The 26716-nt window shown below is 61.7% G+C and carries 22 protein-coding genes; 6 read left to right on the top strand and 16 right to left on the bottom strand.

The features are described 5' to 3' along the window. Positions 1 to 10 precede the first annotated feature (10 nt). The 11 genes from HYI44_RS01490 to HYI44_RS01440 form a co-directional block, all read right to left on the bottom strand. On the bottom strand, positions 11 to 1147 hold the full coding sequence (locus tag HYI44_RS01490) for a glycosyltransferase (protein WP_122839188.1): 1137 nt from the start codon (positions 1145 to 1147) through the stop codon (positions 11 to 13). Further along, complete coding sequence (locus HYI44_RS01485; RefSeq protein ID WP_225568574.1) at positions 1140 to 2108, bottom strand: glycosyltransferase; 969 nt, start codon at positions 2106 to 2108, stop codon at positions 1140 to 1142. The genes HYI44_RS01490 and HYI44_RS01485 overlap by 8 nt, the downstream gene beginning before the upstream one ends. Further along, positions 2105 to 3472, bottom strand: coding sequence for an O-antigen ligase family protein (locus tag HYI44_RS01480; protein ID WP_225568573.1), 1368 nt, complete (start codon positions 3470 to 3472; stop codon positions 2105 to 2107). Before HYI44_RS01480 ends, HYI44_RS01485 begins: the two co-directional genes overlap by 4 nt. Further along, positions 3469 to 4572 carry a glycosyltransferase family 4 protein gene (locus tag HYI44_RS01475; RefSeq protein ID WP_225568572.1) on the bottom strand — a complete coding sequence of 368 codons (1104 nt, stop codon included), beginning with the start codon at positions 4570 to 4572 and terminating at the stop codon, positions 3469 to 3471. The genes HYI44_RS01480 and HYI44_RS01475 overlap by 4 nt, the downstream gene beginning before the upstream one ends. Continuing rightward, positions 4569 to 6161, bottom strand: a complete 1593-nt coding sequence (locus tag HYI44_RS01470) for a GumC family protein (protein WP_122839185.1) — start codon at positions 6159 to 6161, stop codon at positions 4569 to 4571. Before HYI44_RS01470 ends, HYI44_RS01475 begins: the two co-directional genes overlap by 4 nt. A 16-nt stretch (positions 6162 to 6177) precedes the next feature. After that, positions 6178 to 7203 (bottom strand): polysaccharide biosynthesis/export family protein, encoded by a 1026-nt coding sequence (locus HYI44_RS01465; protein WP_045061561.1) that lies wholly within the window; start codon positions 7201 to 7203, stop codon positions 6178 to 6180. Positions 7204 to 7225: 22 nt separating this feature from the next. Next, on the bottom strand, positions 7226 to 7873 hold the full coding sequence (locus HYI44_RS01460) for a CpsD/CapB family tyrosine-protein kinase (protein ID WP_045061560.1): 648 nt from the start codon (positions 7871 to 7873) through the stop codon (positions 7226 to 7228). Then, a complete protein-coding gene (locus HYI44_RS01455; protein ID WP_225568571.1) occupies positions 7874 to 8620 on the bottom strand; it encodes a sugar transferase in 747 nt (248 codons plus the stop codon). Then, positions 8617 to 9675, bottom strand: coding sequence for an NAD-dependent epimerase (locus HYI44_RS01450; RefSeq protein ID WP_122839184.1), 1059 nt, complete (start codon positions 9673 to 9675; stop codon positions 8617 to 8619). The genes HYI44_RS01455 and HYI44_RS01450 overlap by 4 nt, the downstream gene beginning before the upstream one ends. Continuing rightward, positions 9672 to 11024 carry a UDP-glucose dehydrogenase family protein gene (locus HYI44_RS01445; RefSeq protein ID WP_225568570.1) on the bottom strand — a complete coding sequence of 451 codons (1353 nt, stop codon included), beginning with the start codon at positions 11022 to 11024 and terminating at the stop codon, positions 9672 to 9674. Before HYI44_RS01445 ends, HYI44_RS01450 begins: the two co-directional genes overlap by 4 nt. A gap of 492 nt (positions 11025 to 11516) precedes the next feature. Next, positions 11517 to 13457, bottom strand: coding sequence for an acyltransferase family protein (locus tag HYI44_RS01440; RefSeq protein ID WP_225568569.1), 1941 nt, complete (start codon positions 13455 to 13457; stop codon positions 11517 to 11519). A 225-nt stretch (positions 13458 to 13682) separates the two neighbouring features. Between HYI44_RS01440 and HYI44_RS01435 the strand changes: the two genes are divergently transcribed. The 5 genes from HYI44_RS01435 (at position 13683) to HYI44_RS01415 (ending at position 19287) form a co-directional block, all read left to right on the top strand. Beyond that, positions 13683 to 14351, top strand: a complete 669-nt coding sequence (locus HYI44_RS01435; RefSeq protein ID WP_225568568.1) for an ABC transporter ATP-binding protein — start codon at positions 13683 to 13685, stop codon at positions 14349 to 14351. 1 nt (position 14352) lies between these two features. Then, entirely contained in the window at positions 14353 to 16824 is a 2472-nt protein-coding gene (locus tag HYI44_RS01430; RefSeq protein ID WP_225568818.1) for an FtsX-like permease family protein, read from the top strand. Then, positions 16814 to 17878, top strand: coding sequence for a lipocalin-like domain-containing protein (locus tag HYI44_RS01425; protein WP_225568567.1), 1065 nt, complete (start codon positions 16814 to 16816; stop codon positions 17876 to 17878). Before HYI44_RS01430 ends, HYI44_RS01425 begins: the two co-directional genes overlap by 11 nt. 134 nt (positions 17879 to 18012) lie before the next feature. Continuing rightward, positions 18013 to 18180 carry a hypothetical protein gene (locus tag HYI44_RS01420; protein WP_163019417.1) on the top strand — a complete coding sequence of 56 codons (168 nt, stop codon included), beginning with the start codon at positions 18013 to 18015 and terminating at the stop codon, positions 18178 to 18180. 429 nt (positions 18181 to 18609) lie between these two features. Continuing rightward, positions 18610 to 19287: a type 1 glutamine amidotransferase domain-containing protein gene (locus tag HYI44_RS01415; protein ID WP_225568566.1), complete on the top strand. Its 678-nt coding sequence runs from the start codon at positions 18610 to 18612 to the stop codon at positions 19285 to 19287. A gap of 35 nt (positions 19288 to 19322) precedes the next feature. Here HYI44_RS01415 and HYI44_RS01410 read toward each other — a convergent pair whose 3' ends face one another. The 3 genes from HYI44_RS01410 to HYI44_RS01400 all read right to left on the bottom strand — a co-directional run bounded on the left by HYI44_RS01410 (position 19323) and on the right by HYI44_RS01400 (position 23222). Then, positions 19323 to 20690, bottom strand: a complete 1368-nt coding sequence (locus HYI44_RS01410) for a VOC family protein (RefSeq protein ID WP_225568565.1) — start codon at positions 20688 to 20690, stop codon at positions 19323 to 19325. 113 nt (positions 20691 to 20803) lie between these two features. Then, positions 20804 to 21745, bottom strand: coding sequence for an alpha/beta fold hydrolase (locus HYI44_RS01405; RefSeq protein ID WP_045059717.1), 942 nt, complete (start codon positions 21743 to 21745; stop codon positions 20804 to 20806). A gap of 25 nt (positions 21746 to 21770) precedes the next feature. Beyond that, the gene (locus HYI44_RS01400; RefSeq protein ID WP_225568564.1) at positions 21771 to 23222 is read right to left on the bottom strand and encodes a flavin-containing monooxygenase; all 1452 of its coding nucleotides are present in this window, start codon (positions 23220 to 23222) and stop codon (positions 21771 to 21773) included. A gap of 181 nt (positions 23223 to 23403) precedes the next feature. Between HYI44_RS01400 and HYI44_RS01395 the strand changes: the two genes are divergently transcribed. Continuing rightward, positions 23404 to 24477 carry a diguanylate cyclase gene (locus tag HYI44_RS01395; RefSeq protein WP_225568563.1) on the top strand — a complete coding sequence of 358 codons (1074 nt, stop codon included), beginning with the start codon at positions 23404 to 23406 and terminating at the stop codon, positions 24475 to 24477. Positions 24478 to 24632: 155 nt separating this feature from the next. Here HYI44_RS01395 and HYI44_RS01390 read toward each other — a convergent pair whose 3' ends face one another. Both HYI44_RS01390 and astA read right to left on the bottom strand, forming a co-directional pair. Then, a complete protein-coding gene (locus tag HYI44_RS01390; RefSeq protein WP_122839176.1) occupies positions 24633 to 25502 on the bottom strand; it encodes an isocitrate lyase/PEP mutase family protein in 870 nt (289 codons plus the stop codon). Positions 25503 to 25636: 134 nt separating this feature from the next. Then, positions 25637 to 26671 carry an arginine N-succinyltransferase gene (gene astA / locus HYI44_RS01385; RefSeq protein WP_225568562.1) on the bottom strand — a complete coding sequence of 345 codons (1035 nt, stop codon included), beginning with the start codon at positions 26669 to 26671 and terminating at the stop codon, positions 25637 to 25639. Positions 26672 to 26716 lie beyond the last annotated feature (45 nt).

Genomic DNA, 26716 nt, shown 5'->3' with positions numbered 1-26716 from the left:
TTCCATCCTCTCAGCGATTTTGTTCGGGGTTCCATCGTGCATAGCGTTGGCCGCGCAGGAACTGCCACAGCCCGATGCTCATCCCGGCAAGGGTGACCAGCAGGAAGGCGGCGAGGCGGAAGGGTTTGGGCAGGCGGTGTTGCGAGTCCAGAAGACCGGCGATGGCGATCGCATATCCGAGCAGTTGCGCGACCAGGAACACCTGGTAGAAAGCATGCTCCTGCCACAGCCAGAAATTGCTCAACAACAACGGCAGCAACAGGATGGGGGCCAGGCGGCGGATCAGCTTGTGGCTGATCAGCGCGATGGCGTACAGCCCGTGCTTGAACGGGTTGAGCAGTTCGCGGCGCTGGGCCAGGCTTTGCAGACCGCCGACGGTCACGCGCTGGCGCCGGCGGAATTGTTTGTCTGCCTCGTCGACACCCTGGTCGATCACTTGGGCCTGGGGCACGTAAACGATGCGTTTGAACGCCACAGGCGCGCAGGTGCTGATAAAAAAATCATCGTTGACCTCTGCCGGCACGGTCTGGAACAACTCGCGTCGCAACGCCAGTAGCGCGCCATCGGCGGAGACCATGCAGCCGGTGCGATTCTCCACCCGGCGCAACCAGCCTTCGTAATGTCGATACAGGCTGTCGCCGATGCTCAGGCCTTTGCCGGTCACCGGGATCACCATGTGCCCGGCGCAGGCGCCGACCGCAGGGTCTGTCAGCGGCGCGAGCAGGTGGCCGAGGGTGTCGGTGGCCCATTGATTGTCGGCGTCGGTAAACACCAGGATGTCACCGCTGCTCAGTGCTACCCCGGCGTTGAGGGTCGCGGCCTTACCCCCGCGGGGCAGGTCGAGCACCGTGATGCGCGGGTCGACAACCTTGTGCGCACAGGCCACGGTGGCGTCGGTAGAGCCGTCGCTGGCCAGGATGATTTGCAGCGAGCGTGGCTGGTAATCCTGGGCCAGCAGCGTGCGCAGTTTTTCCTCGATGTGCCGCGCCTCGTTGTGGGCGGCAATCACGATGCTCACGTTCATCGGTGGCGCCGGCGCTGGACGGCGCGCCGGGTACAGCGGTGCGAGCAACGTCAGCAGCATGGGATAACCCAGATAGGCGTACACCGGCAGCAGCAGGCACATCCAGAAAATGAATTCAGCCACGGGCGGGCCTCCTGGCATTCCATTGGCAAAGGCTGAGAATGAACGCGGCGCCGGCCAGGTGCAGACGCACCCAGTGCAAGCCCCAGAGTTGCACCGTCAGGCCGACGCTGCGGTGCCTGGCACTCTGGCGCAAGCTCAGCATCAGCGCCGGCAACAGTGTCAGCACAACCATCAGCAGCGCGTGATGCGGGTAGCCGTTGAGCAGTGCTGAAATGGCGAGGAAATCCACTACCCAGGCCATGATCGACAACAACGGAAAGCGTAGCAGTCGCAGGCTCACGCCGTGGGTGCGCAGCAATTGCAGATGACTGCCCTGACGCCACATTTCCTTGCCCATCCATTCCCGCCAGCTGCCTTCGTAACCCCAGTGCAGGGCCACGCTTTGGTTGGCGGTGAGCAGGCGCGCGCCGTGCTTGCCCAGGCGCAGGGTGAACTCCTTGTCTTCCCCGGTGCGCAGGTTTTCGTCGAAACCGCCGACCTTGTCGAACCAGCTGCGCTGCATCAGCAGGTTGGCACTGGGCAGCCAGTCCACCGTCTGCACGGTATGGGCGCTGGGGCGCAGCGTACGGCGCTGCCACGCGGTGGCGTACCAGGGCGCTTCGGCGGGGGTGTGCAGGTCCAGGCCAAATACATCGGCCTGGCCGGCGGCGTCGAGTTCGATCAGCCGGGTCAGCCAGTCCTCGGGCATCTCGATGTCGGCGTCGATAAACGCCAGCCAGTGACCGCTGGCGACGGCGGCACCGCGATTGCGCAAGGCGCCGATCGCCAGGCCAGGCATCACCAGCACCTGGGCGCCGAACTGCCGGGCAATCTGCGGGCCCCGATCAGTGGAGCCATTGTCGACCACGATCAGCTCGCATTGCAGGTCGGCGGCATGCGCGGCCTTCTGCGCAGCGAGCAGCGTGCGCCCAATATGCCGCGCCTCGTTGAACATCGGGATGACGATGCTGATGCTGTTCATGTCCGAGCCTCGAAGGGAGCGCTTTCTTCAGCTTTGATACGCAGCACGCTGGTCAGCGCGAGCATGATCCACAGGTACTTGTGGTTCGGCGCACTGAGGAACATCAGGAACAGCGTCAGCGAGACAAAGCTCATGCTCAGGTGCGTCAGCATGTCGACCTGCTCGCTATTGCCGCGCAGCCTCCAGGCGCGACGCGCCCGCGTCAGGTTGTACATGGCCAGGCCGAGCATGCCGACAAACATCAGCCCGGCAGGAATCCCCAGCTCACTGAAAATCTCCAGGTAGGTGTTGTGCGCGTGCCGGTACAGTTCCTCGGGGTTGCTGTTGAAGGCGAAGGCCTTCGAATAACCGGTGGCTGCGTAGTGCAGCGGGAAGGTACCGGGACCGGTGCCGATCAACGGGTTCTCGGCAATCATCCCGCTGCCGACCACGATGTAGGACGCGCGGCGGCCCAGGGACGCGTCCTGGCTCCTGGCGCCGGAGCTCAGGATGCTCAAGGACTCGATGCGTTTGATGTAGCTGGCCGGCATCGCGTACAGCGCAAGCGGAATCACGATCGCCAGACCCAGCATGGCAAACCCCAGATGCCGCGGACGGATGCGGGGCAGCAATGCCCGGTAGTGCCAGGCGCCGATCAACAGGCTGATAAACAGCACCACCAGGCCCGAGCGGGATTCGGTCTTGGTAATGCCGACCAACAGCAGGAGGGTGCATCCACCCCAGAACAGCCGATGCAGCATGTTCGAGCTACGCATGACCAGAAACAGCGCCAGGGGCACGGCAAAGGCGATCATCAGGGCGAAATTGTTCGGGTCTTTCAACAAGCCGGCAGCACGTCCGGCGTCCTGGTATTTAACGGAGAACAGCGTCATGGCGCAGGTCACCGCGACACTGAGGGTGACCAGTTTGGCGAAGGTGTTCAGATTCAGTTCGCGACCAATCAGCAAGGTGATGATAAACAGCACCAGGCCGACACTCAGGTCACGCAGATGCCCAAGCGATACGCTCATATTGTCGCTGTTCAGCAGGCTCAGCAGGTACAGCGCCATGAAGCTGAGCAGAAAGCGCCAGATATTGCTGCGCAAGCGTTCGGCCGGCAGCTGGTGCATCGCCAGTTGCAACATCAGGATCAGCACCAGCGAGGCCCCCAGGATTTTCGAACCGGGAAAGGCGCTGTCCTTGAACAGGCCCTCGAACGGCAGGATGGCGGCGATGCCCAATAGGCCCCAGGTCGGCTTGCGGTACAGGACCGCGACGCCGACCAGGCCCAGGACCACCCCCGGCGCCAGGAAAGGAAAAGGGCTGGCCAGCAAACCAAGGCAGACCAGGGCGAGCAAACTGACGATCGAGAGCGGAACAATCACGCGCGTGCCTCCCGTGCAGTACGGATATAAAGCTGCGACCAGCGTTCGGCCAGGGCCTTGAGGTCATAGCGATCCTGTTGCGTACGTCTTGCGTTGTCGATCAGTTCGCCGGTCAGTGCCGGCTCGGCCAGCAACGTACCGATCTGGCGGGCGAGGGCGCTGCTGTCGGCCGGCGTTGCCAGCAAGCCGTTGTGTCGGTCCTGCAATACGTCTGGAATCCCGCCGACCGCGAACGCTACCACCGGCACCCCGGCCTGCATCGCCTCCAGCAGAATCATCGGCGTGCCCTCGGTGCGCGAGCTGATCACCAGCGCATCAAGTTGTCGCCACCACTGGCCCATGTCGGTCTGGTAACCGGGCAAGCGGATGCGCTCCTGCAAGCCCGCTGCGTCGATGCGTGCCAGCAGTTCCTCGCGTTCCGGGCCGTCGCCAAGCATCACGGCGTCCAGGTGCGGGTACTGCTGACACAGCGGTATCAGCGCATCCAGAAACAGGTCCGGGCCTTTTTCACTGCTTAGCCGGCCAACGTAACCGGCGAGAAAGCGCTGCCGGTCGGTACTGGGGGGCAATTGCCCGGTGGCGGCTGGCAAACCGTTGGGAATCACCTGCAGCTTCTGCCCCTCGACCCTGGCTTGACGGTGCAATACGGCGATGCTTTCGGCGACGCAGACCACGCGATCCACCGAAGCCGTGCGGCACAATTGCAGGCTGAGCCAGGTGTAGAACTTCTGCTTGCGACTGCGCGGGGTGAAGCCGTGCTGAGTAATCACCAGCGGCAGGCGCAACAGCGTCGCGCCAACCCAGCCGAACAACAGGCCCTTGAAGTTATGGGTGTTGATCAGCGGCCGCTCGCTGCGGCGCCGGCGCAGGTGCCTGAGCAAGGCGCCCAGCCCCGCGCAACTGCGGCAGTCGACGCCGGCTTCGCGAAACCGCGCGATCAGCTCTGGCGGCGCATCCAGAAACAGCACCTGGTGCTGCCCGGGTGTTGCCAGGCAGTGATCGAGCAACATCCGCTCAGCCCCATAGAAGCCACCGCTGCTGAGCAAATGAATGATCGGCAGGGTGCTTGCAGGTGCAGTCTGGCTGAGCGGCGCGTTCAATTGCGCACCCAATGCGCGAAGCGCGGCACGGTCCAGTTCTTGTGCGGGTTGATCGGCTCGACGTTCTGATCGTTGATCACCAGCAGCACTGGCAAGCCCAGTTCGTGGGAGATTTGCGCTGGATGCTTGAAGCGGTGATCGAAGAATTCACGTACGTAAACGAAGGCGATCGCCAGCAGCAAACCGGTGAGCAGTCCCAATGGGATGATCACCATCGGTTTGGGAAATGCGGCTTCCGTCGGCTCGAACGGTGGGCTGAGAATCCGTGCGTTGGACAGGTCGTTGTCCAGCGAGCGGGCGGTGCTGCTTTCAGCAAAACGCTGGGCGTAGGTGGAGAACGCGGCGTGCAATGCCTCGATCTCGGTGTCCATCTGGCGCAGCTTGCTCTGGGTTTCCTGCAACTGGTGAATGCGGTTCTTGAACTGGGCAATGCGCGCGGTTTTCTGGTCGATCACCGAGCCGATCACGGCCAGGTCGGCGGTGCGTTCCTGAATGCGGTTGTTCACCACTTTGAGAAACTGCCCGCGAGTCCGGGTAATCTGTTCGCGCTGCAGCAACATGGGTTCGCTGCCAGGCTGGAACACCGACAGGTCATTCATGTAACGGCTGACCTGGCTGATCAGCAATTCGCCGAGTTGCTTGACCTCGCGATCCTCGAACGCCACGTTGTCGGTGGTGGTGGTAAAGGTATAGGGGAAGGAGTAATCGTTGAGTTTGGCGTCCTTGGCCGCAGCCAGGCTGGTTTTCAGGTAGTCGAGCCAGCGTTTGCTTTGCAGCAGGCGATCCTGGTAGAGGTTGAGTGCCTGCTCCTCGGTGTTGATGGCGTTCAGGCGGAAAGTGATTTCCTCCCGAGGATCCGCCGAGCCGACGCCTTCAAGCAGGGCGAGCCGGTTGCCTTCCAGGCCGTCGAGACGCACCTGGTACTGCATTTTCTTGGTTTCGTAAAAGCTCTGCGGCAGGTCGATCGATTGCAGAGCCTGACGGCTGACCAGGTAGTTCTGCAGCAGGGCGGCAACGAACTTGGTGCCCTGGGCCGGGTCGGGAAAGCTGTAGACGATCGAGATCACGTTGGAACCGGGCAGGGTCTCGACCTTCAGGTCGCTCATGGCTTGCTGCGTCAGAGCATCCAGTTCGGTGTCCCGTACCGGGTCGGTTTCCAGGCCCAGTGCATTGCGCACAGGATTGATCAGGTGTTCGCGAATGGGTGTGGTGACGTAGTCCTTGAATGGCTGCGCTACCAGTTTGGTGAACGGGCTCACCGGCGGCGTGTACTCGCTGTTCTCGCGCATCTGGCTGAGCGTTTCGCGAATCAGTCCCGGCGAACGCAGGATATTGCTCTCGGTTTCCATGTCTGCCAGCGATGGCGGAATGAACGAAGCGTTCTCCTGGTTGAGAGAGGTGGTGGCATCTCCCTGGGAGAGTTTTTTGGACTGCACGATCACTTGGGCGGTGATATCGAAGCTCTGCTTGAGCATCAGCGGCAAGATCAGTGCGATCACTGCAAAGATCAGGAAAACTCGTTTCACCAACTGCTTGTTGGCGAAAAAGATCCTGAAGAACTCGTGCAGGTAGTTTTCTTTTGGATTCATGACGGTCACCTGAGAGTTAGTTGTCGCTGCCTTTGTTGTCGACGCGGTAGCTGAAGCTCATGCCCACGCCCTGGAACAGCACCACGTCCGCCAGTTGCCGGGCGAGTTCGCCGGCGCTGGCCAGTTTGGTCTTGGGCACGTACAGCATGTCGTCAGGCTGCAGGTAGGCGATCTGCGTGGCATCGCCGGACAGGGCCTTCTCCACGTCATAACGATGGGCAGTCACCTGGTTGCCGTTGCGCCGCATGATCATTACCGAGTCCAGGCGCGCCTTGACGTTGGAACCGCGGGCCATGGTCAGGGCTTCGAGCACCGACACCGGACGGCGAATCGGGTAGGAGCCCGGCTGGCCGACTTCGCCCAGTACGTAGATCTCGTTGCCGGCGGTGGACTTGAGCAGCACGTCCACGGTCATGCGGCCCGGCAGGGTGGCGTAGCGTTTATTGAGGAAGGTTTCCAGCTGGTTGACCGTCATGCCCTGCAGCGGTACGGCGCCGATTTCCGGAAAGCTGGCGTAGCCGTCGGTGCCGACGATGATCTCGCGGCTCATGCCGGTATTGGGGTGGTTGAGTGTCGACTTGAGGTTCTGCTCGTTGGTCAGCGGGCTGACCACATTGAGCGACAGTGTGTTGCGATTGGGCTGGAACAGCTGCTTGCGCTCATACGCACGCTGGATTTCCACGCGGGCCTGTTCGCGGGTCAGGCCTTCGACTTTCACCGAAGTGTTGGCCCCCGGAAGCTCGATGGTGCCGTCGGGCAGTACCAGCTGGTTACCGTTGAGCTGGCTGGCCGCGGTGAAATTCAGCGCAACCATGTCGCCCGATTGCACGCGGTAGGCGTCAGAGCCACTGGTGCTGACGTGGAAGATCACGTCCAGGACATCCTGGGGCCGCAGGGTCTGCTCGACCTGGGGCACGTCAGTGGCCTGGGCATTGGTCGGTGCAGCGGTAAGAATCTGCACCGGCATCGACTGGGTTTCTTGGGAGGTGCTGGAGCAACCTGCAAGCGGCAGCAACAGCAGGACAAGCATTCTGGCGTTCATGTCGTCATCCTTTGGCGTTCGCTCACAGGTTTTTGTAGAGCCATTTAGGCATGTAGTACTTGCGTCGATTAAACACACTGCCCACCAGTTTTGCCCCGGCCTGGGTCAGGCGCTGGACAGCGGCCTGGGCCACTTCCCAACGGGTGTCTTCGGCGCGCACGACCATGATCACGCCGTCCACCTGGGTGCTGATGACCAGGGTGTCGGCGGCCGAGTAGACCGCGTCGCCGTCGATCACGACAAAGCGGTAGCGGCTGCCCAACTGGTCGAGCAACGGGCTCAGGGTTTCAGGGGTCAGGTGTTCGTCGCCCCGGGCATAACGCCCATTGGGCAGCACGTGGAAGGGCAGGCTGGAGACGTCCACCACACAGTCCTGTAGCAAGGGCGGGCTCTGGGTGTTGAACAACAGGTCGCGAAAGCCGCGCTCCTTGGTCAACCCAAGCTGTTGGGTGAGGTTGCTGGTGGACTGGCTCGCGTCGACCAGCAACACCTGGCCGCTGCTCATCTGGGCCAGTTGACTGGCCAGCACCAGGGCGCTGGTGGTCGTGCCCGCGCCGGGGTTGGCGGCGGTCAGGAAGAGGATCCGCAGATCTTGATCGAGCACAGTCGAAGTCAGGTTGGACTCGCTCGGGTTCGCGATTGTCAGGCTTTTTGCAGTTGAACCGTCCATTTAACTCGCTCCGTGGCCGCTGAATACTTTGAAGGGGGTTTTCAACAGGATCTTCAGATCAAGCAGCAGGCTCTGCTCGGCGATATAGCTGAGGTCCAACTCAACGCGCTGGTCGAAGTCGATATTGCTGCGCCCGGAGATCTGCCACAGGCCGGTCATGCCGGGGTAAATGCTCAGGCGCGCAAGATGATTGTCTTTGTAGCGGTAGGCATTGAACGAGGTGGGCCGAGGGCCCACCAGGCGCATGTCGCCGGCCACCACGTTGAACAGGTTGGGCAATTCGTCGAGGCTGCTGCGCCGCAGGAAGCCACCGATGCTGGTGATGCGGGGGTCCTTGTCGATCTTGAAATCGATCGCATCGGCGCCGTGTTTGTTGAGGTGACGCAGGGATTCCTTGAGCTCCTCGGCGTTGGCAACCATGGTGCGGAACTTGTACATGCCGAACGTGCGACCGCGGTAGCCGGTGCGTTTTTGCACGAACATCACCGGCCCCGGGCTGCTGAACTTGATCACCAGCGCCAGGCCCAGCAGCAACGGCGAGATCAGCACCAGGATGATCAACGCCCCCAGGAAAGCCAGTACCCGGTTGGTGCGCGATAACGTCCAGGGGCGACCACCATCGCGACCAGTGATCCAGCCACGGCCCTGCATGTGGATGGCGGCATCCATGCGGATGCGGTGTTCGGGGTCCAGCCGCTTGTCCCGCCTCAATTGTTTGAGGGGTACACCTTTTTCATGTCCAGTCATGGCATCCTCCGCTGAAGTTCAGCCGCGAACGGCGCGTGGGCGATAGGCAGTGGGTAGTAGTCGCGAAACCAGGCAACGAAGCGCCCAAGTCCCTCATCCAGCGCGATCCGTGGCTGGAAACCGGTGGCCTGGGCCAGGTCGCTGGCATCGGCACAGGTATTGAGCACATCGCCAGGTTGCAGGGGCAGCAACTCGACCACGGCTGTTTGTCCAAGGTGTTTTTCCAGCAGCGCCAGGTAAGCCTTGAGCTCGACCGGGTGTTGCCCGCCAATATTGAAAATGCGCCACGGCGCCATGCTGCTGGCCGGGTCCGGGGTTTCCCGGTCCCATTCAGGGTTGGCCTGCGGTGGCCGCTCAATCAGGCGGGTGATGCTTTCGATGATGTCGTCGATGTAGGTGAAATCACGCTGGTGCTCGCCGTAGTTGAACAGCTTCAACGGCTGGCCTTGGGCAATCGCCCGGGCGAACTGGATCGGCGACATGTCCGGGCGGCCCCAGGGACCGTACACGGTAAAAAAGCGCAGCCCGGTGCAGGGGATGCCGAACAGATGGCTGTAACTGTGGGCCATCAGCTCGTTGGCTTTCTTGGTCGCGGCGTACAGCGACAGCGGGTGATTGACGCCGTCCCGGACCGAGTAGGGCGTGTGCTGGTTGGCGCCATACACTGAACTGGACGAGGCGTAGATCAGGTGCTGAACCGGGTGGCGCCGGCAGCTTTCGAGTATGTTCAGGAAACCACTGAGGTTGCTGTCCAGGTAGGCCCGCGGATTTTCCAGTGAGTAACGCACGCCGGCCTGGGCGGCCAGGTGAATCACCACTTGGGGTTGTTCACGGGCGAACAGCGCCTCGATGGCCGCGGCATCGGCCAGGTCGACTCTTTCGAGCTGGAAACGGCCGACCTGCTCCTGCACCCAGGACACTCGATCGTGTTTGAGTTGCGGCTCGTAGTAGTCGTTGAAGTTATCCAGCCCGCACACTTGATGCCCGTCGCGCAGTAGCCGCAACACACAATGGGCACCAATGAAGCCGGCGGCTCCGGTCACGAGAATCTTCATGGACGCAGCGCCTCGGGCACGATGTGACGCAAGCCGATGCCGCTGTAGTGCAGGCCGGCGGCCGCCACGTGCTCGGGGTTATAGAGGTTGCGCCCGTCGACGATCACCCGCGAACGCAACTTGCTGGCCAGCAGCTCGAAGTCGACCACGCGAAAATTCTTCCACTCGGTGCAAATCACCAGGGCGTCGGCGTCTTCCAGGGTGTCATCGCGAGTGGCGCACAGGTGCAGGTCGTTGCGATAGCCGTAGAGGCGACGGCATTCGGACATGGCTTCCGGGTCGTACGCCTGCACGCTGGCGCCCTCGGCCCACAAGGCTTCCATCAGATAGCGGCTGGGGGCTTCGCGCATGTCGTCGGTATTGGGTTTGAACGCCAGGCCCCAGATCGCAATGGACTTGCCGGCCAGGCCTTCGGGGAATCGCGCTTTGAGTTTGCCGAAGAGGATGTGACGCTGGCTGTCGTTGACGTCGGTCACGCTGCGCAGCAGGCGCAATGGCATGCCGTTGTGTTCGGCGGTGTGCAGCAGGGCGCGCAGGTCCTTGGGAAAGCATGAGCCACCGAAGCCGCAGCCCGGGTAGATAAAGTGATAACCAATGCGCGGGTCCGAGCCAATGCCCTTGCGCACCGCTTCGATGTCGGCGCCCAGCAGTTCGGTGAGATTGGCCAGTTCGTTCATGAAGCTGATGCGAGTGGCGAGCATCGCATTGGCCGCGTATTTGGTCAGCTCGGCACTGCGATTGTCCATGAACATGATTTTTTCATGGTTACGACAGAAGGGGGCGTAGAGCTCGCTCAGCTGCTCGCGGGCCTGCTCGTCGTCGGTGCCGACGATGATCCGGTCCGGGCGCATGCAGTCGGCCAACGCGCTGCCCTCCTTGAGAAACTCCGGGTTGGACACCACCCGTACCTTAAACATTGTCCTTTCCCGGCATCGCAATTCTTCGCTGGCCGCGGCGACCACCTGATCCGCCGTGCCGACCGGTACGGTGGACTTGATGATCAACGTGCGATCGGCCTCCATGAAACTGGCGATCTGACGGGCCACGTTGAGCACGTGGCTGAGGTCGGCGGAACCGTCCTCATCGGCGGGCGTGCCCACGGCGATGAAGATGAGCTCGGCGTGTTCCACTGCATCGCTGGCCTGGGTGGTGAACAGCAAACGACCGGCCTTGATGTTCTCTTCCAGCGTGCCGGAGAGTCCCGGTTCACTGATCGGCGGTACCGCTTGTTGCAGCTGCTTGATCTTGTTCGGATCAATGTCGACGCACAGGACGCGATGTCCGACATCGGCCAGTGCCGCTGCTTGTATCAGGCCAACGTAGCCCGTACCAAATACGCTCACGTCCATTTTGGCGTGCCTCGTAAGACGGTGGAGAGGATCAGAATTAGACTGTCAAAATGGGTATAGACCAGCCGTGGAAATCCGTGTCAGCAAAATGACGTGTTGCATCGGCAAGACAAACCCCAAGGTTGGGGGCGATATGCCATCAAGTGCTTGTCGCAGCTGCGTTTGCCCCGGTTTTGAGGGGTTTGAGGGGTGTTCAAAGAAAACGATAGACGGTCGTTGAGCGATTCTGGGGAGGGTTTGTACGCTTCAGGTGTGTCAGATTTGAGTCAACGTTTTTTTGACGCTTTGTAAAGAAGTCCGACATTTCTTGCGCAAAAATGGCTATGTGCCAGCGCCAAGAAATAGCCGACAAACTATTGGCAAAATGCATTGCCGGGTGGCAACTCTTCGGGGATAAAGCTTGCGATTATTCGAGGTGATTCGCGCGAACGATCACAGCGCGGATACAGCATCTACCCTCACGCCAAGGCGCGTTTGTTAGCGAGCAGCGCTTCAGTTCATCACTGCGGACGACCCCTTGAGCATCTCCGAGCGTGCAGTGCGCACTGGATCATGCAGCAGCGAATATCCGCGCTCCAGCAGCGTGCGGCCGATTAATCGCGAACCACCCTCATTCAGGTGCGAATCGTCCAGGTACAACAACTGCCCCTGAATGATCGGGCTGCAAACCCCCGCCGGGCATATCACCTGATTGGGGTCGATAAAGCGCACCTGGGGAAATTTCGCCCGCACGTCCGCCCAATACGGTGCGAGCGCGCTCTGGGCTACCGAACAATCGCGCTCGGAGCCAAACATCAAACGCCTGATCGGGCAACTGGCGGCCTTTTCGATGTGCTGGTTGCTCAGGATCACGATGACCTGGCCGCTGCTCTCCACCACCCGCCGAATGCTCGCCTCAACGATATCCCCCGCATCGGCTTCCTTGGGCCAGACCGCCGCCATCACCACATAAGGGTATTTGTTCTGCTCGATCAGGCTGAACACCCGCTCGTTGCGTTTCGCGCAGTGGGCGGCGTACACCGGCGACATATCGGCGTCGTAGCCGGGGATCGGCGGGCACGAGTCCATGGTGTAATCCATGATCGATAGATTGTCGGGTCTGGCCAGCAGATCGACCATTCCCGTGAAGTGATTGGCAAACGAGTCGCCGATCATGATGCCGTCCAACACCGCTTTTTTCGTGCCCAGGCGGCATGAGTCATCAGGACCGGTGCTGTACAACGCATTGGTGACATGACAGCCGCGACGAATTTCGTTCGGCCGGCTCTGTGTCATCGCTTCCAGCGCTGAAACCTGGGGACCAAAACGCTGCGGGAAACCGTTGAAAACAACGCTCAGCACGGCAATGGCAGCCAGTCCCAAGGCCGGGAGCGCAAATCGGCGAACGAACACCCGGGAGAAATGCCAGCTCGCGCCGGCGCGCCGGAAGGGTACCTCGACATAACGCCAGGACAGCCACGACAGCCCGATCGATACCGCGATCAGCAGCGCACCGACGGGTATGTCGACAGGGATTTCCAGATAATTGAGGTAGGCAATCAGTGGCCAGTGCCACAGATACAGCGAATAGGAAATCAGCCCGATAAACACCATTGGCCGGCAGGTCAGCAATCGCGAGTGCCTGTCGCCGCTGCCCGCGAGAATCAACAGCGCTGCACCCAGGCAAGGGATCAGGGCGTTAAGTCCGGGAAAGGTCGATTTCGCGTTCAAGGCAAACAGCGCGAAACCGATCAGCAGGTAGCCCGCCAGCGCGAGGGCATGGGTGGTCAGCTTGCCCATGACACGGGGCTGCTGCAGATAGATGCCCAACACCCCGCCCAGCATCAGCTCGAAAAAACGCGTCGGCAGCAGGTAGTAGGCGGCCGTGGCGAAGACGCCCGTCGCGTACTCGGAAACGGCCACTGCGAGCACCACGCCGATCCCCAGGATCGGCAGAACGTAACGCGGTGCCAGGCGATAAACCAGCACGATGAACAGCGGCCAGATGACGTAGAACTGCTCTTCGATGCCCAGCGACCAGGTATGCAGAAGAGGTGCCTCGCCGGCATCGGCGGCGAAGTAGTTGCCGTACTTGATCCAGATATAGATGTTGGAAACGCCCAGCAGGGAGAGCAGGGCGCTGACGTTGAGCCGGATCAGGTCGGCCGGGGACAGGATAAAAGCGCCAACGATCACCGTCGCCAGCAACACCGTCGCCAGCGCCGGGACGATACGATTGATGCGTCGCTGATAGAAGCCCTTGAGCGAGAACGCGTTGCGCCTGACCTCGGAATACACCTGGGAGGTGATCAGGAAACCGGAGATCACGAAGAAAATATCCACGCCCACAAAACCGCCTGGCAGCAGGCTGGTATTGAGGTGGTGCAGCAGTACCGCGATCACCGCTACAGCTCGCAGACCATCGATGTCCGAGCGGTATTTGCCTTCAGCCATGCGCCTGACCATCCCTAAAGCTTTCGCCATCCAGCCAAGTCCGACCCATGACAACCACAGTCAAGATTTTGGACAGTTAAACCCACATGTCATTTGTAGCTGGGAATTGGCTGGACGCAAATCGCCGTCAGTCGCCGCAGGCGCCCGGCACCCGGGCAATCGTGATCGGACAAAAGTCCTGCCAGGCCGCTATCCTTGGCCGACGCTCACCGAACGGGTCGACCCATGCTTGAAGTCCACGCAGTGTTCAAAAGCTACGCAACGCCGCAAGGGCCCTTGCCGGTGCTGCAAGGCGTCGACCTGATGTTGAAACCTGGCAGCAGCCTGGCCTTGATGGGCGAATCGGGCAGCGGCAAGAGTACTTTGCTGCACCTGATCGCCGGGCTGGACAAGGTGGATCACGGCACCATCACCAGCGGCGAGTATCGGCTGGAGCAGATGAACGAACGACAGCTGGCCAACTGGCGCCGCAGTGAAATCGGCCTGGTGTTCCAGCAGTTCAACCTGATCGGCAGCCTGCGCGTGGAGGATAACCTGGCGTTCCAGGCGCGCCTGGCCGGGCGCCATGATCGGCAGTGGCAAGCGCACCTGGTGCAGCGCCTGGGGTTGGCAGATCTGTTGCGCCGCTACCCGGAACAACTTTCCGGAGGACAACAGCAACGGGTTGCTTTGGGTCGCGCGCTGGCGTCCAGACCCAAATTGCTGCTCGCCGATGAGCCCACCGGCAGTCTCGATGAGGGCACCAGCGATGAGGTATTGACGCTGCTGCTGGAACTGCTCGACGACAGCCCCACGACCTTGCTGATGGTCACCCACAGCACTCGGGTCGCCGCGCGCCTCGCCGACAAAGTGGTGTTGCACCGTGGTCGCCTGGCTGGCGCGGACGGGCGCTGAGGTGCGGGTTTTCTACCAGGCATTACGCGCGCTGCTGAGCCACTGGCGGCAGCACCCGGTGCAATTTTTCAGCGTGCTGACCGGGCTGTGGCTCGCCACCAGCCTGCTCACGGGCGTACAGGCCTTGAACAGCCAGGCACGGGACAGTTACGCCCGGGCCAGCGAGCTGATTGGTGGCGAACCCCAGGCCAGTCTCAGTGCCCCGGGCGGGGGAACATTTTCCCAGCAACTGTTTGTAGACCTGCGGCGTGCTGGTTGGCCGGTTTCGCCGGTGCTGCAGGGACGGGTGACGCTCAAGGGACTGGAACAACAGCGACTGCAACTGATGGGCATTGAACCGGTGTCGCTGCCGGCGGGTTCTGCGGTGGCCGGGCGGGCGCTGGCGATCGAGCAGATCGTCGAGTTTTTCACGCCCCCGGGCAGCACCTGGGTCGCACCCCAAACGTTGCGGGCCATGGGGCTGCATGAGGGCGAACGGCCGGTCAGTGCCAACGGCCAGATCTTGCCACCACTGCATGCCCAGGCCGACATGGCGCCTGGCGTACTGCTGGTGGACATCGGCTTTGCCCAGCAGATTCTCGACCAGCCCGGTCAAGTGTCGCGCCTGCTGTTGCCCAAGGATTTCAGCGCGCCGCTGCCGGACGGGTTCAGCGCTGTGCTGCAACTCACGCGCAGTGGTGAAGAAAACAATCTGGCGCGCCTGACCGAAAGCTTTCACCTGAACCTCGATGCCTTGGGTTTTCTTTCATTCGTGGTCGGCCTGTTCATCGTCCATGCGGCCATCGGCCTGGCCTTGGAGCAACGCCGTGGTCTGCTGCGGACTTTGCGTGCCTGCGGCGTCAGCGCGCGGATGTTGATCGCTTGCCTGGTCGTCGAGCTGGGCGCTTTGGCGCTGGTCGGCGGAGTGGCCGGGGTCACCAGCGGCTATCTGTTGGCGAGTGTGCTGTTGCCGGATGTCGCCGCCAGCTTGCGGGGCCTGTATGGCGCCGAAGTCGCCGGGCAACTGAACCTGAGCCCGTGGTGGTGGTTGAGTGGCATCGGCTTGAGCCTGCTCGGGGCGTTGCTGGCCGGAACCAATAGTCTGTTGCGGGCGGCGCGCCTGCCCTTGCTGGCCCTGGCCGATCCCCAGGCCTGGCACCAGGCCCACTCGCGCTGGCTGCGCCGCCAGGGCTGGGTCGCAGCGCTGGCAGCGGTGATCGCGCTGTTGGCATTGTTCCTGGGCGATAGCCTGGCCAGCGGCTTTGTGCTGCTGGCTGCGTTGTTGCTCGGGGCCGCGCTGGCGCTGCCGGTGGTGCTCAATCTGGTGTTGAACGCAGTGCTGCAGCGCAGTCGCTCGGTGCTCGGCCAATGGTTCGTCGCTGATTGCCGCCAGCAGTTGCCGGCGTTGAGCCTGGCATTGATGGCGCTGCTGCTGGCGCTGGCCGCAAACATCGGCGCCGGGAGCATGACCGGCGGTTTTCGCGAGACCTTCAGTCACTGGCTGGAACAACGCTTGAGCGCCGAACTGTACCTCAACCCACAGAACCCGGCGCAGTCGGTCGAGTTGTACGCCTGGCTCAAACAGCAGCCGCAGGTCGAGGCGGTGCTGCCCAACTGGCAGGTGTCGACGCAATTGCAGGGTTGGCCCACGGACGTCTTTGGCGTGATCGACCACCCAACCTATCGCCAGCACTGGCCGCTGCTGGAGGCCCAGGGTGACGATCCATGGAAGCGCCTGGCGAGCGACGACAGCGTGATGCTCAGCGAACAGCTGGCCCGCCGGTTGAAGGTCCGGCTGGGGGATTCGCTGCCAATGACCACGCCCGGTGGAACCTGGTCGCCGCAAATCATCGGCATCTATGCCGACTACGGCAATCCCAAAGGCCACGTACTGGTCAATGAGCGACACCTGCTGCGCCATTGGCCACAGCTGACGCCCAATCGATTCAACCTGCGAATTGATCCGGCCTCGATTCCGTCTTTCCTCACCACGCTGCAGGCGCGCTTCGCCCTGGATGACAATCGGATCGTCGATCAGGCGCGGCTCAAGGACTGGTCCTCACAGGTGTTCGAGCGCACCTTTGCCGCAACCGCCGCGCTGAACAGCCTGACCCTGGCGGTCGCGGGGGTCGCTTTGTTCATCAGCCTGCTGACCCAGAGCCAGAGTCGTCTGGGGCAACTGGCACCGCTGTGGGCGCTGGGGGTGACGCGGCGCCAATTGATGTTGCTGAACCTGGGGCAGACCTGGCTGCTGGCGGTGCTGACGTTGGTCCTGGCATTGCCGCTGGGCATCGCCCTGGCCTGGTGCCTGGACGCCGTGATCAATGTCCAGGCGTTCGGCTGGCGCCTGCCGCTGCGGGTGTTTCCGTGGCAGCTGTTGCAATTGATGGGGTTGGCCCTGCTGGCGACACTGCTGGCGTCGGCCTGGCCGCTGTACTCGTTGTATCGCACGCAACCGGCGGATCCGCTGAGGACCTTTGCTCATGAGGATTAAGCTCGCAGTACTGCTGCTGATCCTGCTCAGTGGCTGTGATCAGCCGGCGCCGGTCGAAAAAGGGTTTGCCGGTCTGGGCAGCACGGCGTCGTCATTTACCCCGGTCGTTCCAGGGCGGGTGTTCAGCTTTCCGGCTGATCACGGCCCCCATGATGGTTTTCGCATCGAATGGTGGTACGTGACCGCCAACCTCAAGGACGCCCAGGGCCGCGAGTTCGGCGTGCAATGGACCTTGTTCCGCAGCGCCCTGCAGGCCGGGCCGACAGCGGCGGGCTGGGCCAGCCAGGTGATCTGGCTGGGGCACGCGGCAGTGACCTCGGCCACCGCGCACCACGCCGCCGAGCGTTATGCCCGGGGTGGGGTGGCGCAGGCGGGCGTCGCACTGGCGCCGTTCAAGGCATGGATCGATGACTGGCACTTCAGCAGCCAGGGGCGCGATGCGCTGGCCGACCTGCAACTCAGCGCCCGGGACAAGCACTTCAGCTACAACCTGCGCCTGACGTCCACACGCCCGTTGGTATTGCAGGGTAATCAGGGCTTTAGCCAGAAATCGGAACAGGGCCAGGCGTCGTACTACTACAGCCAGCCGTTTTTCCAGGCCAGCGGCGAGCTGGTGATCGATGGCACCCGCTATCAGGTCAGCGGCCCGGCGTGGCTCGATCGCGAATGGAGCGGCCAGCCTCTGACCGCCAACCAGACGGGCTGGGACTGGTTCTCCCTGCACCTGGACAGTGGTGAGCAGGTAATGCTTTATCGCATGCGGCAAAAGGACGGTGAGCCTTACCTGACCGGTACCTGGATCGATGCCCAGGGCCGCACCCAGGCGTTGCACGCCAGCGAGATCAGCCTGGCGCCCGAGGGCACCGCGAAGGTGGCCGGTCGCACCATGCCCGTCAGCTGGTCGATCAGGATTCCGGGCAAGCAACTCGACATCCGCCTCCGTGCGCTGAACCCGAATGCCTGGATGGATTTGCGCATTCCCTACTGGGAAGGACCGGTGCACCTGAGCGGCAGCCATGGCGGCCAGGGCTATCTGGAAATGACCGGGTATTAGCCGCGCAAACGGCTTGGAACTCCAGCCCACCTGCAACTCTCTACCGTACGAACCCCTGCCGGGAACGCCGCATTTTATGACTGCGGTGAGCGTGGCCGGGACAGTCGACGATCCTGAGCCTGAGGAGGCCAGCAATGAAACCGGTAACCGAAACGGAACACCCTGACGAGCCCCGGCCACCCGGGGAAGTCGAGCGCGACAATGATGCGTTGCGGCCCACCGACCCCAATCGCCGCAAGGAACAAGGCAAAGGCACCGCCAGCGGGGAATCGACGGCGCAGGAGACGGCTGACAATTCCTGATGATTATTCAAATATAACTTTCACACAGTTCTGACAGTAAGTTTATTGGTCGGACGGTGAATTCGAGAATTGGGTTGCATGATATTTAAAGTGACATCCTGTTAAATATAATGTCGATAAATTTCATGTTGGTTTCGGCGATTTATCTTCAAACCTATATTAAAATAGAGTTCGTTCGCCCAGTGTCATGGCTCTTTACCAGTGCATGGATTGCCAAGGCCATTGCACTGGGCGAACCCCTCTTCATCAGTCATTGCCAGGTTATGCGGCGTTCACAGGGTCGCTCTTTTTTGTCGTTAAATTCCGAGTGTCATCTCTACTTGTAGATTGCCTGGTTTGCACAATTGAAAATTGCACCGTTGGGACTGAAACGAACCGACCGGGCTGATGGTCAATGAAACAGGCACATCGACCCGGAGCGGCTACAACATGAAAATCCTGATGGTTCTGACGTCCCACGACCAGTTGGGTGACACCGGCAAGAAAACCGGTTTCTGGCTGGAAGAATTCGCTGCACCCTATTTTGCCTTCAAGGACGCCGGTGCCCAGTTGACCCTGGTGTCACCGAAGGGCGGTCAGCCGCCGCTGGACCCCAAAAGCGACGAGCCGGATGCGCAGACCGCCGCCACCGAGCGCTTTCGCAAGGATCCTGCGGCGCAATCCGCCCTGGCTTCAACCGCGTTGCTGAGCAGCGCCAGGGCCGAGGACTACGATGCGGTTTTTTACCCCGGCGGCCACGGCCCGCTGTGGGACCTTGCCGAAGACAAGGTGTCGATCGCACTGATCGAAGCGTTCTACAAGGCTGGAAAACCGGTCGCGGCCGTCTGCCATGCGCCGGGTGTGTTGCGTCACGTCAGGGGCGCGGACGGCCAGCCGCTGGTCAAGGGCAAGCGGGTGACGGGCTTTACCAACTCCGAGGAGGAGGCGGTGCAACTGACCGATGTCGTACCGTTCCTGGTTGAGGACGTGCTCAAGGCCAACGGTGGCCTCTACTCCAAGGGCGACGACTGGGCCAGTTACGTGGTGACTGACGGGTTGCTGCTGACGGGGCAGAACCCGGCGTCTTCCGAGGCAGTGGCCGAGGCGCTGCTGGCCAAGCTGCGCTAACCCTTCGCCAAAGAGCTACGGTGCACGGCCTGAAGTCAGGCGAAACACTGCTCGATTGAACGGCGCTGCGTTTCGGCGTACAGCGCCAGTTCATCAATGGTCGAGCGTCCCAGGGCCTGCTCGAAGGCGTGGCGGTTCGAATGCTCACCGTAGTGGCTTTGCGCAGCGTCCCCAAGGTTGGACTGAAAAATCCCCGCCGCACTGACCGGCAGGAAATCCTCGTAAACCAGCGGTTCCACCCGCAGATAGCCATTGCGTAGAAGTTCCTCCAGCGCCATGGTTTGCAGCGCTCCCGCAGCCCGGCCCTTGTCCGTCACGAAGTAGCGAAAATACGCCAGCTCTTGCTGGCGCATGCCCTCGAGCGTGTCAGGAAACTCGCTGAAATGCCGCTCCATCAACGCGTTGTAGCGTGCGGCGTTGCTCTCGTTGGGAAATTCGCCGAGTTCATCCCGGGCCGCGTTGAGCAGCCGGTCATACAGTGCGCGCCCTTTGGGGGTGAGCGCGGCGCCCCGTTGTTCGATTTCGCCAAAGCGGGCGCTGTGGCTGCCGCGACTGTCGGCTTGATCGGTAAAAGCGATCGGCTCATCCAGCGCCTTGAAACTGGTCTGGCGCAGCAAAATCGGACACTGGCGACGGGGTGGGCCTTCGACCACCGCCTTGGGGGTGATGCCGTGGTCCGGCATTTGTGCCTGTACGACATCGATGTCCAGGGTACGTGGCGTCAAGTGATTGATGTGGGGGCCCTTGAACGCCACCACGTCGGCGATCAGACGGTGTTGGGCGCTGAGTTTTTGATACTGCTCGGCGGTGACGGTGGCGCTGTGGTGCCAGCGGAAGGTTTCCAGCGCCTGTTCGACGAACTGTTGCGCCTGCTCTTCGCCGAGGCCGCCCTCGCGTTCGGCGCACTCGATAAGGTGCAGCGCCGCCGGGGTGAAGATCCTGCGATTATCCAGGACCGCCTGGGCGAAGGTGCGCAGTGCCTGATCTTCGATCAGCTCAAGGCGTAGCAATGAGGTGAACACCCGAAACGGGCTGACTTGCAATGCGGCTTCGTGCACCGCGCGAAACGCGGTCGAATGCACCGGCACCCCCGCCGGGGTCAGGTCGTAGTAGCCAACGGGCTGCATGCCCATGACCGCAAACAGGCGGGCCAGAGTGGCCAGTTCATCAGCCGTACCGACGCGAATTGCGCCATGGCGCTCCAGGTCCAGGCGCTGTATTTCGCCGGTACTGTCCAGTTGCCGGGCCACTTGTGGATCGCTTTGCAGCACGTGACGGTTGGTTTGCTCCACCAGTTGCATCAGCGCGCCGTACAGCGGGACCTCTTCGCGGTACATGTCGGACATCGCTTTGGAGAAGCGTTGGCGGATCAGGTCGGGGCTGACGAAGCTCGGATGGCTCATGGAAGGTTTTCCTGGCGCTGGCGTGAAGGATGGGCAAAAGATCGCAGCCTTCAGCGTCCCCGACAAACGAAGAATCTTCCGAACTTCATTCTGTCACGGACTGCAAACAGGGGTCAGACCGGCAAGTGCGAGCGTTGGGATGCCAAAAATTCTCCATACAGTCGCGCCGTGTGTGCGGGCTGTTCGACCATCGGCATATGCCCGACGCCTTCGCCGATCTCCACCCGCAGGTCGGCAATGCCCTTGCTCCAGACCGCCACGCTGCTGACATCGATCAGCCGGTCCTTGCGCCCCCACACCAGCAGGGCCGGGCACTTGATATCGGCCAGTCTTGGCTCCATCGGCGGGCTGGCGCGAAAGTCCCTGAAGATCTCCTCCAGCTCATCGCGAGACTGTTGATAGCGTTGGGCGAAGGCATCCAGCACCACCCCCGGCACCCAGGGCGGATTGGCCATGGTCATGGCATAGAACTGGCGGAATTCCTCCCGGGAATGAATCAGGAACGGGTTATGCCCCTTGCCCAGCTGCCGCTCCAGATCACTGATCTCCGGTGCAGTGACGCCGGCCGGGTCGATCAGCGCAACCGACGCGATGCGGTCCGGGTAGTGGGCGGCAAGCCAGGCCGCCATGTAACCCCCCATGGAGTTGCCGATCACATGCACTTTTTCCACGCCGCAGACGTCGAGCAGCTGGATCATGCGCTTGGCCTGGAGCGGGATGTCGTAGCCGCCACCGGCCTTGAACCCGGTTTCGCCATGGCCGGCAATATCGGGGATGATCACCCGGTACTGGCCGACAAAATGCCGGGCGAAGCGCAGCCACAGGTTCTTGTCGGCGCTGTAGCCATGCAGCATCAGCACGCTGCTGGTGGCCTCGTATGGCCCACCTTGCCAGGTCGAGACCGTCATTTCGGGGATCGGCACGACGATCTTGTGCAGCCGGTACAGCTTGGCTTCGATGGCGGTGCTCAAGTCATACAGCAAGTAACCGATAGCGGGGTAGCTCAACCAGCTCCAGGCCACGAAAACAGCGATAGCGACAACCAATAAAAGCATCAGCGTCTTCCTTCTATCTAACGAATCAGGAGAGCAGGTGATCGGCGGGTTTCAGCGCCCGGGTGAGCCGGTGATAGCTGAAACTGAACCCCGGAAACATGGCGATTACATGACCGCTCTTGCTGTGATACCAGCTGTGGCAACCGCCAGACTTCCATACCGTGCGCTCCATTTCTCTGTGGATCATTTCAGTGTAGGTACGTTCCGCCTCAGGGCGCACCTCTATGCTGCGTAAACCCTGTTTTTTTAACGTGCCGATACAGTCGAGAATGTAGTTCATCTGCGATTCGATGATGAACAGTGCCGAGGTGTGGCCGATTCCGGTGTTGGGCCCGGTGACGATAAACAGGTTGGGAAAGCCCGGCAGGCTGGTGCCGAGGTAGGCCCGGGGGTATTGCGCCCAGACATCTTGCAGACGCGTCGCGTTCTTTCCGTAGACCGGATAGGAAATCACCCCGTCGGTGGCGTCGTAACCGGTGGACCAGACGATCAGGTCCAGATCGAGGTGCTGGCCATCGCTGGTCACGATGCCGCTCTCGTCAATACGGGCAATCCCTTGTTCGCGGCTGTGCAGTGTCACATTGCTGCGCCCGAGCGCCGGGTACAAGGTGCTGGAAACAATCACCCGTTTGCAGCCGATGGCGTAATCCGGGGTCAGCTTGCGCCGCAGTTCGGGATCGGCCACCTGGCGCTTGAGAAAACCCAGCGCCTGTTGCTGGACCAGGCGGATCGCCGGCCGGGAGTACTTGAAGGCAATCACCCGGGTTTCAAATTGCCAGTAGATCATCCAGCGCAACAGCTTGTAGGCCGGCTTGAGGCCCAGGAGCCAGCGCTGGAACCGGCCAAACCGGCGATCTGCCCGGGGCAGCACCCAGTGTGGCGTGCGCTGGAACACATGCAGCTGCTGAACGTGCGGCGCGATCGCCGCGATCACCTGGGCAGCACTGGCGCCGCTGCCGACAATGGCCACGCGTTTGTTGCGGTAGTCGTAGGCGTGGTCCCACTGGTTGGTGTGAAACGTCTTGCCCTTGAAACGTTCCTGGCCTTCAAAGCGGGGCACCACCGGCTGGCTCAGCGGCCCGGTGGCATTGATCAGGAACTGCGCCTGGAACATCCCCCGCGAGGTGTGCACCACCCAGCGCCGGTTGTCATCGTCCCATTCGATGCGCTCGACATTGGTCTGCAGTTCGACCTTGTCCCGCAAGCCGAAATGCTCGATCACGTACTCGGTGTAGCGTTGCAGTTCGGCCTGTTCGGCGAACATCTGCGTCCAGCGGTACGGCGCAAATGACAAGGAATAGAGCGGCGAGGGCACGTCCACCGCAGCGCCGGGGTAGGTATTCTGGCACCAGGTCCCGCCAAAGAAATCCCGCCGTTCCAGCAGGCGGAAATCTTCGATACCGGCCTTGAGCAAATTGATCGCCGCGCACTGGCCGCCGAATCCGCTGCCGATGATCAGCACTTGAAAGGTTTGCATGGACTTCCTTTTTTGATGGCGCGCCCCTTCATGTATAGCCAAACATTCGGCCCACGCCTGCCATCAATGTCGGGATATTCAGGCCGCCAGCCGGTGATGGCTATTTAACGTTGCCCTGATAGACTTCAGCACACACGCAACCCAGGTGTCAGCAGGTTCTGTTCAGTGGCATAGAGGCCCCATGGAAAAATCGGGAGTCAAAGGACTTTCACTGGCACGCAGGCTCTACACCTCGCGAACGTTAGGCTTGGCCCTGGGCCTGTTGTGCGTGGCCGCAGCCATGTACCCGCTCGATCCGCCGCATTGGGTCTGGGCGCTGATGCTATTCAATGGCCTGGTCTGGCCACACGTGGCTTATCAATGGGCCCGACGCAGGAAAATTCCTTACCACGCCGAACAGCGTAACCTCCTGGTGGATGCCTTTCTCGGCGGATTCTGGGTCGCCGCCATGCAATTCAATCCGCTGCCCAGCGCCGCGACCATTTCCATGATGGCCATGAACAACGTCGCAATTGGCGGGCTGCGTTTCCTGCTGGCCGGCACGGCGGCGCAGATCCTTGGCCTGGGCGTCGGCCTGCTGATCTTCGCGCCTGCCTTCGTGCCTGAAACCAGCCAACTGCAGTTGTACGCCTCCTTGCCCCTGCTGTGCCTTTATCCTTTGGCTTTAGGCTGGATCTGTTTCCGCCAGGCCCACACACTTGGCCAGCACAAACGTGAGCTGCTGGCGTTGAGTCGCACCGACAGCCTGACCGGCCTGCTCAACCATGGTGCCTGGAAAGACCAGCTGGAACTGGAGTTTCAACGGTGCCGCCGGCAGGGCAAGGGCGGGGCGATTGCGTTGATCGATATCGACCACTTCAAGGCGATCAACGACACTTACGGGCATGTGGCCGGCGACATCGTCCTGCGCCAGCTGAGCAAAATGCTCCGGCAGAACCTGCGGGTAACCGACCTGGCCGGGCGTTACGGCGGTGACGAATTCTGCGTGATCCTCCCAGACCTGCCCCTGAGCAGCGCGGCGGCGGCCATGGATGTGCTGCGCGACCGTTTTGCGAAATTGGGCCATGAACAGGACCCGGCGCTGAGAGTCAGCCTGAGCATTGGCCTGGCAGCATTGAACCCGACCCACACAGACGCCATCTTGTGGCTCAATGATGCGGACCAGGCGCTGTATGAAGCCAAGACCACCGGGCGCAATCGGGTTATCTGCAGCAATGACAGCCGGTCTGAGTGGGAATTGCTGGATTCGGTATAGCGACTTTGGATGCGCGGTGCTGTAACCGCATCGCGAGCAAGCTTTGCTACGTCAGGGATAGCGCCAAAAGATCGCAGCCTCGTTGCACTCGACAGCTCCTACACAGCTCCTACACGGCTCCTACGCAGCACCGGAGGCCGCAAACCCAGCCTCGGTCACTCCTTGACGCTCATGAACTCCTCAGCCCAACGAATATATTCCTCAGGTTGGGTATAGGTATGGGTCAACTCGGTAGCACTCAAATCCGATGCCTGAGTGAAAATCTGCCGCTGCTCACGCAGACTGTCATAGGTCGCCTTGATCGCCGCAAAATACGCCCCATGCCCATCAATCGTCACCCGCACACCCAACTCGGCCAGGCGCTTGTCATCACGCAACAGCGGGTTGCCATAAGTCACCAGCATCAACGGCACAGTCAGGTGCTCGGCCAACTGCTCAAGGTGATCAAAATCACGCACACCCACCATGCAAATCCCGTCCGCCCCGGCACGTTGATATTGCTGAGTTCGGCTGATGATTTCCTGGACGGGCAGAATGCCGGCGTTGGTCCTGGCAATAATCGCCATCTCCGAATCAACCCGGGCTTCCAGCGCCGCGCGGATCTTGCCGACGCCCTCGGCAACCGTGATCAGGTCAGTGGATTTGCGGCCGAATTGCGCCGGCAGCAACGTATCTTCAATGGTCAGGGCGGAGATTCCCGCGCGCTCCAGTTCAACGATGGTGCGCATCACATTCAGCGCGTTGCCATAGCCATGGTCGGCGTCGGCAATCACCGGCAGTTGAGCGACGCGGCCAATGCGCGTGGCCTGTTCCGCGAACTCGCTAAGGGTAATCAAGGCAAAGTCGGGGGCGCCCAGGACCTGCAGCGATGCGACCGAGCCGCCGAGAATGCCCACTTCGAAACCCAGGTCTGCGGCAATGCGCGCCGACATCGGGTCGAACACCGAAGCGGTGTGGTAGCAGGCATTGGAGGCGAACAGCTCGCGGAAGTTACGCCGTAAATCTTGATGAGAGAGCCTGGACATATGAGTTCCACCATTGAAATGGACGGGCTTGAGCAAAAGTGTCAACGCCGAAGAAACAAAAGGCTATCACGCGAGCGCAGGAAGAATGATGACGAATTTACCGAATGCCCTGGCAAAGCCCTTGCCAGGGCCGATCAGGCGGCGGCCGCCTCTCGCAGCGGGTCGACCAGTGGCACGGCGCGTACCGAGTCGCCGGGTTGCAGTTGCAGGCGCTTGGCAGTGAGACGATCGACCACCAGGCTGCCGTCCACCTGCTGCCCATGGGCCGCAGTAATCCGGCAGTTTTCCAGGCGGCGATTGTGGATCAGCCAGAGCGGCGCCTGCTCGTCCAGGCTGCCGATGGCCAGCGTCAGCGCCTGGCTGTCGCGTACCGTGCGGATGTCGGACACCGGGGCCTCGATGACCGGCCCGGCGTCAAAGATGTCGATGTAACCCTGATGGGTAAATCCTTCGGCGGTGAGGATCCTCAGCGCCGGTTCGGTGTTCGGGTGGGCCTTGCCGATCACCGCCCGGGCCTGCTCGGTCAACAGGCAGGTGTAGAGGGGCTGGCGGGGCATCAGTTCGGCGATGAAGGACTTGCTGCCCATGCCGGACAACTGGTCGGCATGGTGGAAATCCTTCCTGAAAAAGTGCCGGCCCAGGCTGTCCCAGAAGGGCGAGCAGCCATCGAGGTCGGCATGCCCCCGCAGTTCGGCAATCAGCCTGTCGCCGAACAGATGGGTGAACTCGGCCACAAACAGCAAGCGTCCCAGTGACAGCAACCTGCCGTTGCTGCTCGAACGCAGGTCGGGATGCAGGAACAGCGAGCAGAGTTCCGATTGCCCGGTCATCTCGTTATTCATGACCAGTGTCGGGATCTGACGCTCGATCCCCAGGTCTGGCGACGAGCTGTGTGTCATTGCGACCCGATAGTTGTACCAGGGCTCGCGCAGGCCTACGGCGCCCTTCAAGGCGCTCACGCCGACGATTTGCTGCTCGTCGTCCTCGAGCACGAACAGGTAATCGGCATCAGCGCGTTCGACCTGCTCGGCAAAGGTGCGCCGGGCCCAGCGCACCCGGTGCGCCAGCCGATCTTCGTTGGCCGCAAGGCTGGTAAACCCGGGACCGGCCTGGCGGACCAGCGCCAGCAGGGCAGGCAAGTCGGTGGCGCTGACCGGGCGCACGATCATTGCGCCGCTCCCGAAGTCTGTCCTGGGGCGATTCTTCGAAGGCTG

Source organism: Pseudomonas sp. Y24-6 (assembly GCF_020295325.1).
Taxonomy (GTDB): domain Bacteria; phylum Pseudomonadota; class Gammaproteobacteria; order Pseudomonadales; family Pseudomonadaceae; genus Aquipseudomonas; species Aquipseudomonas gregormendelii.
The sequence above is the reverse complement of the archived record's forward strand: the minus strand, read 5'-3'. Positions and strand labels throughout refer to the sequence as shown.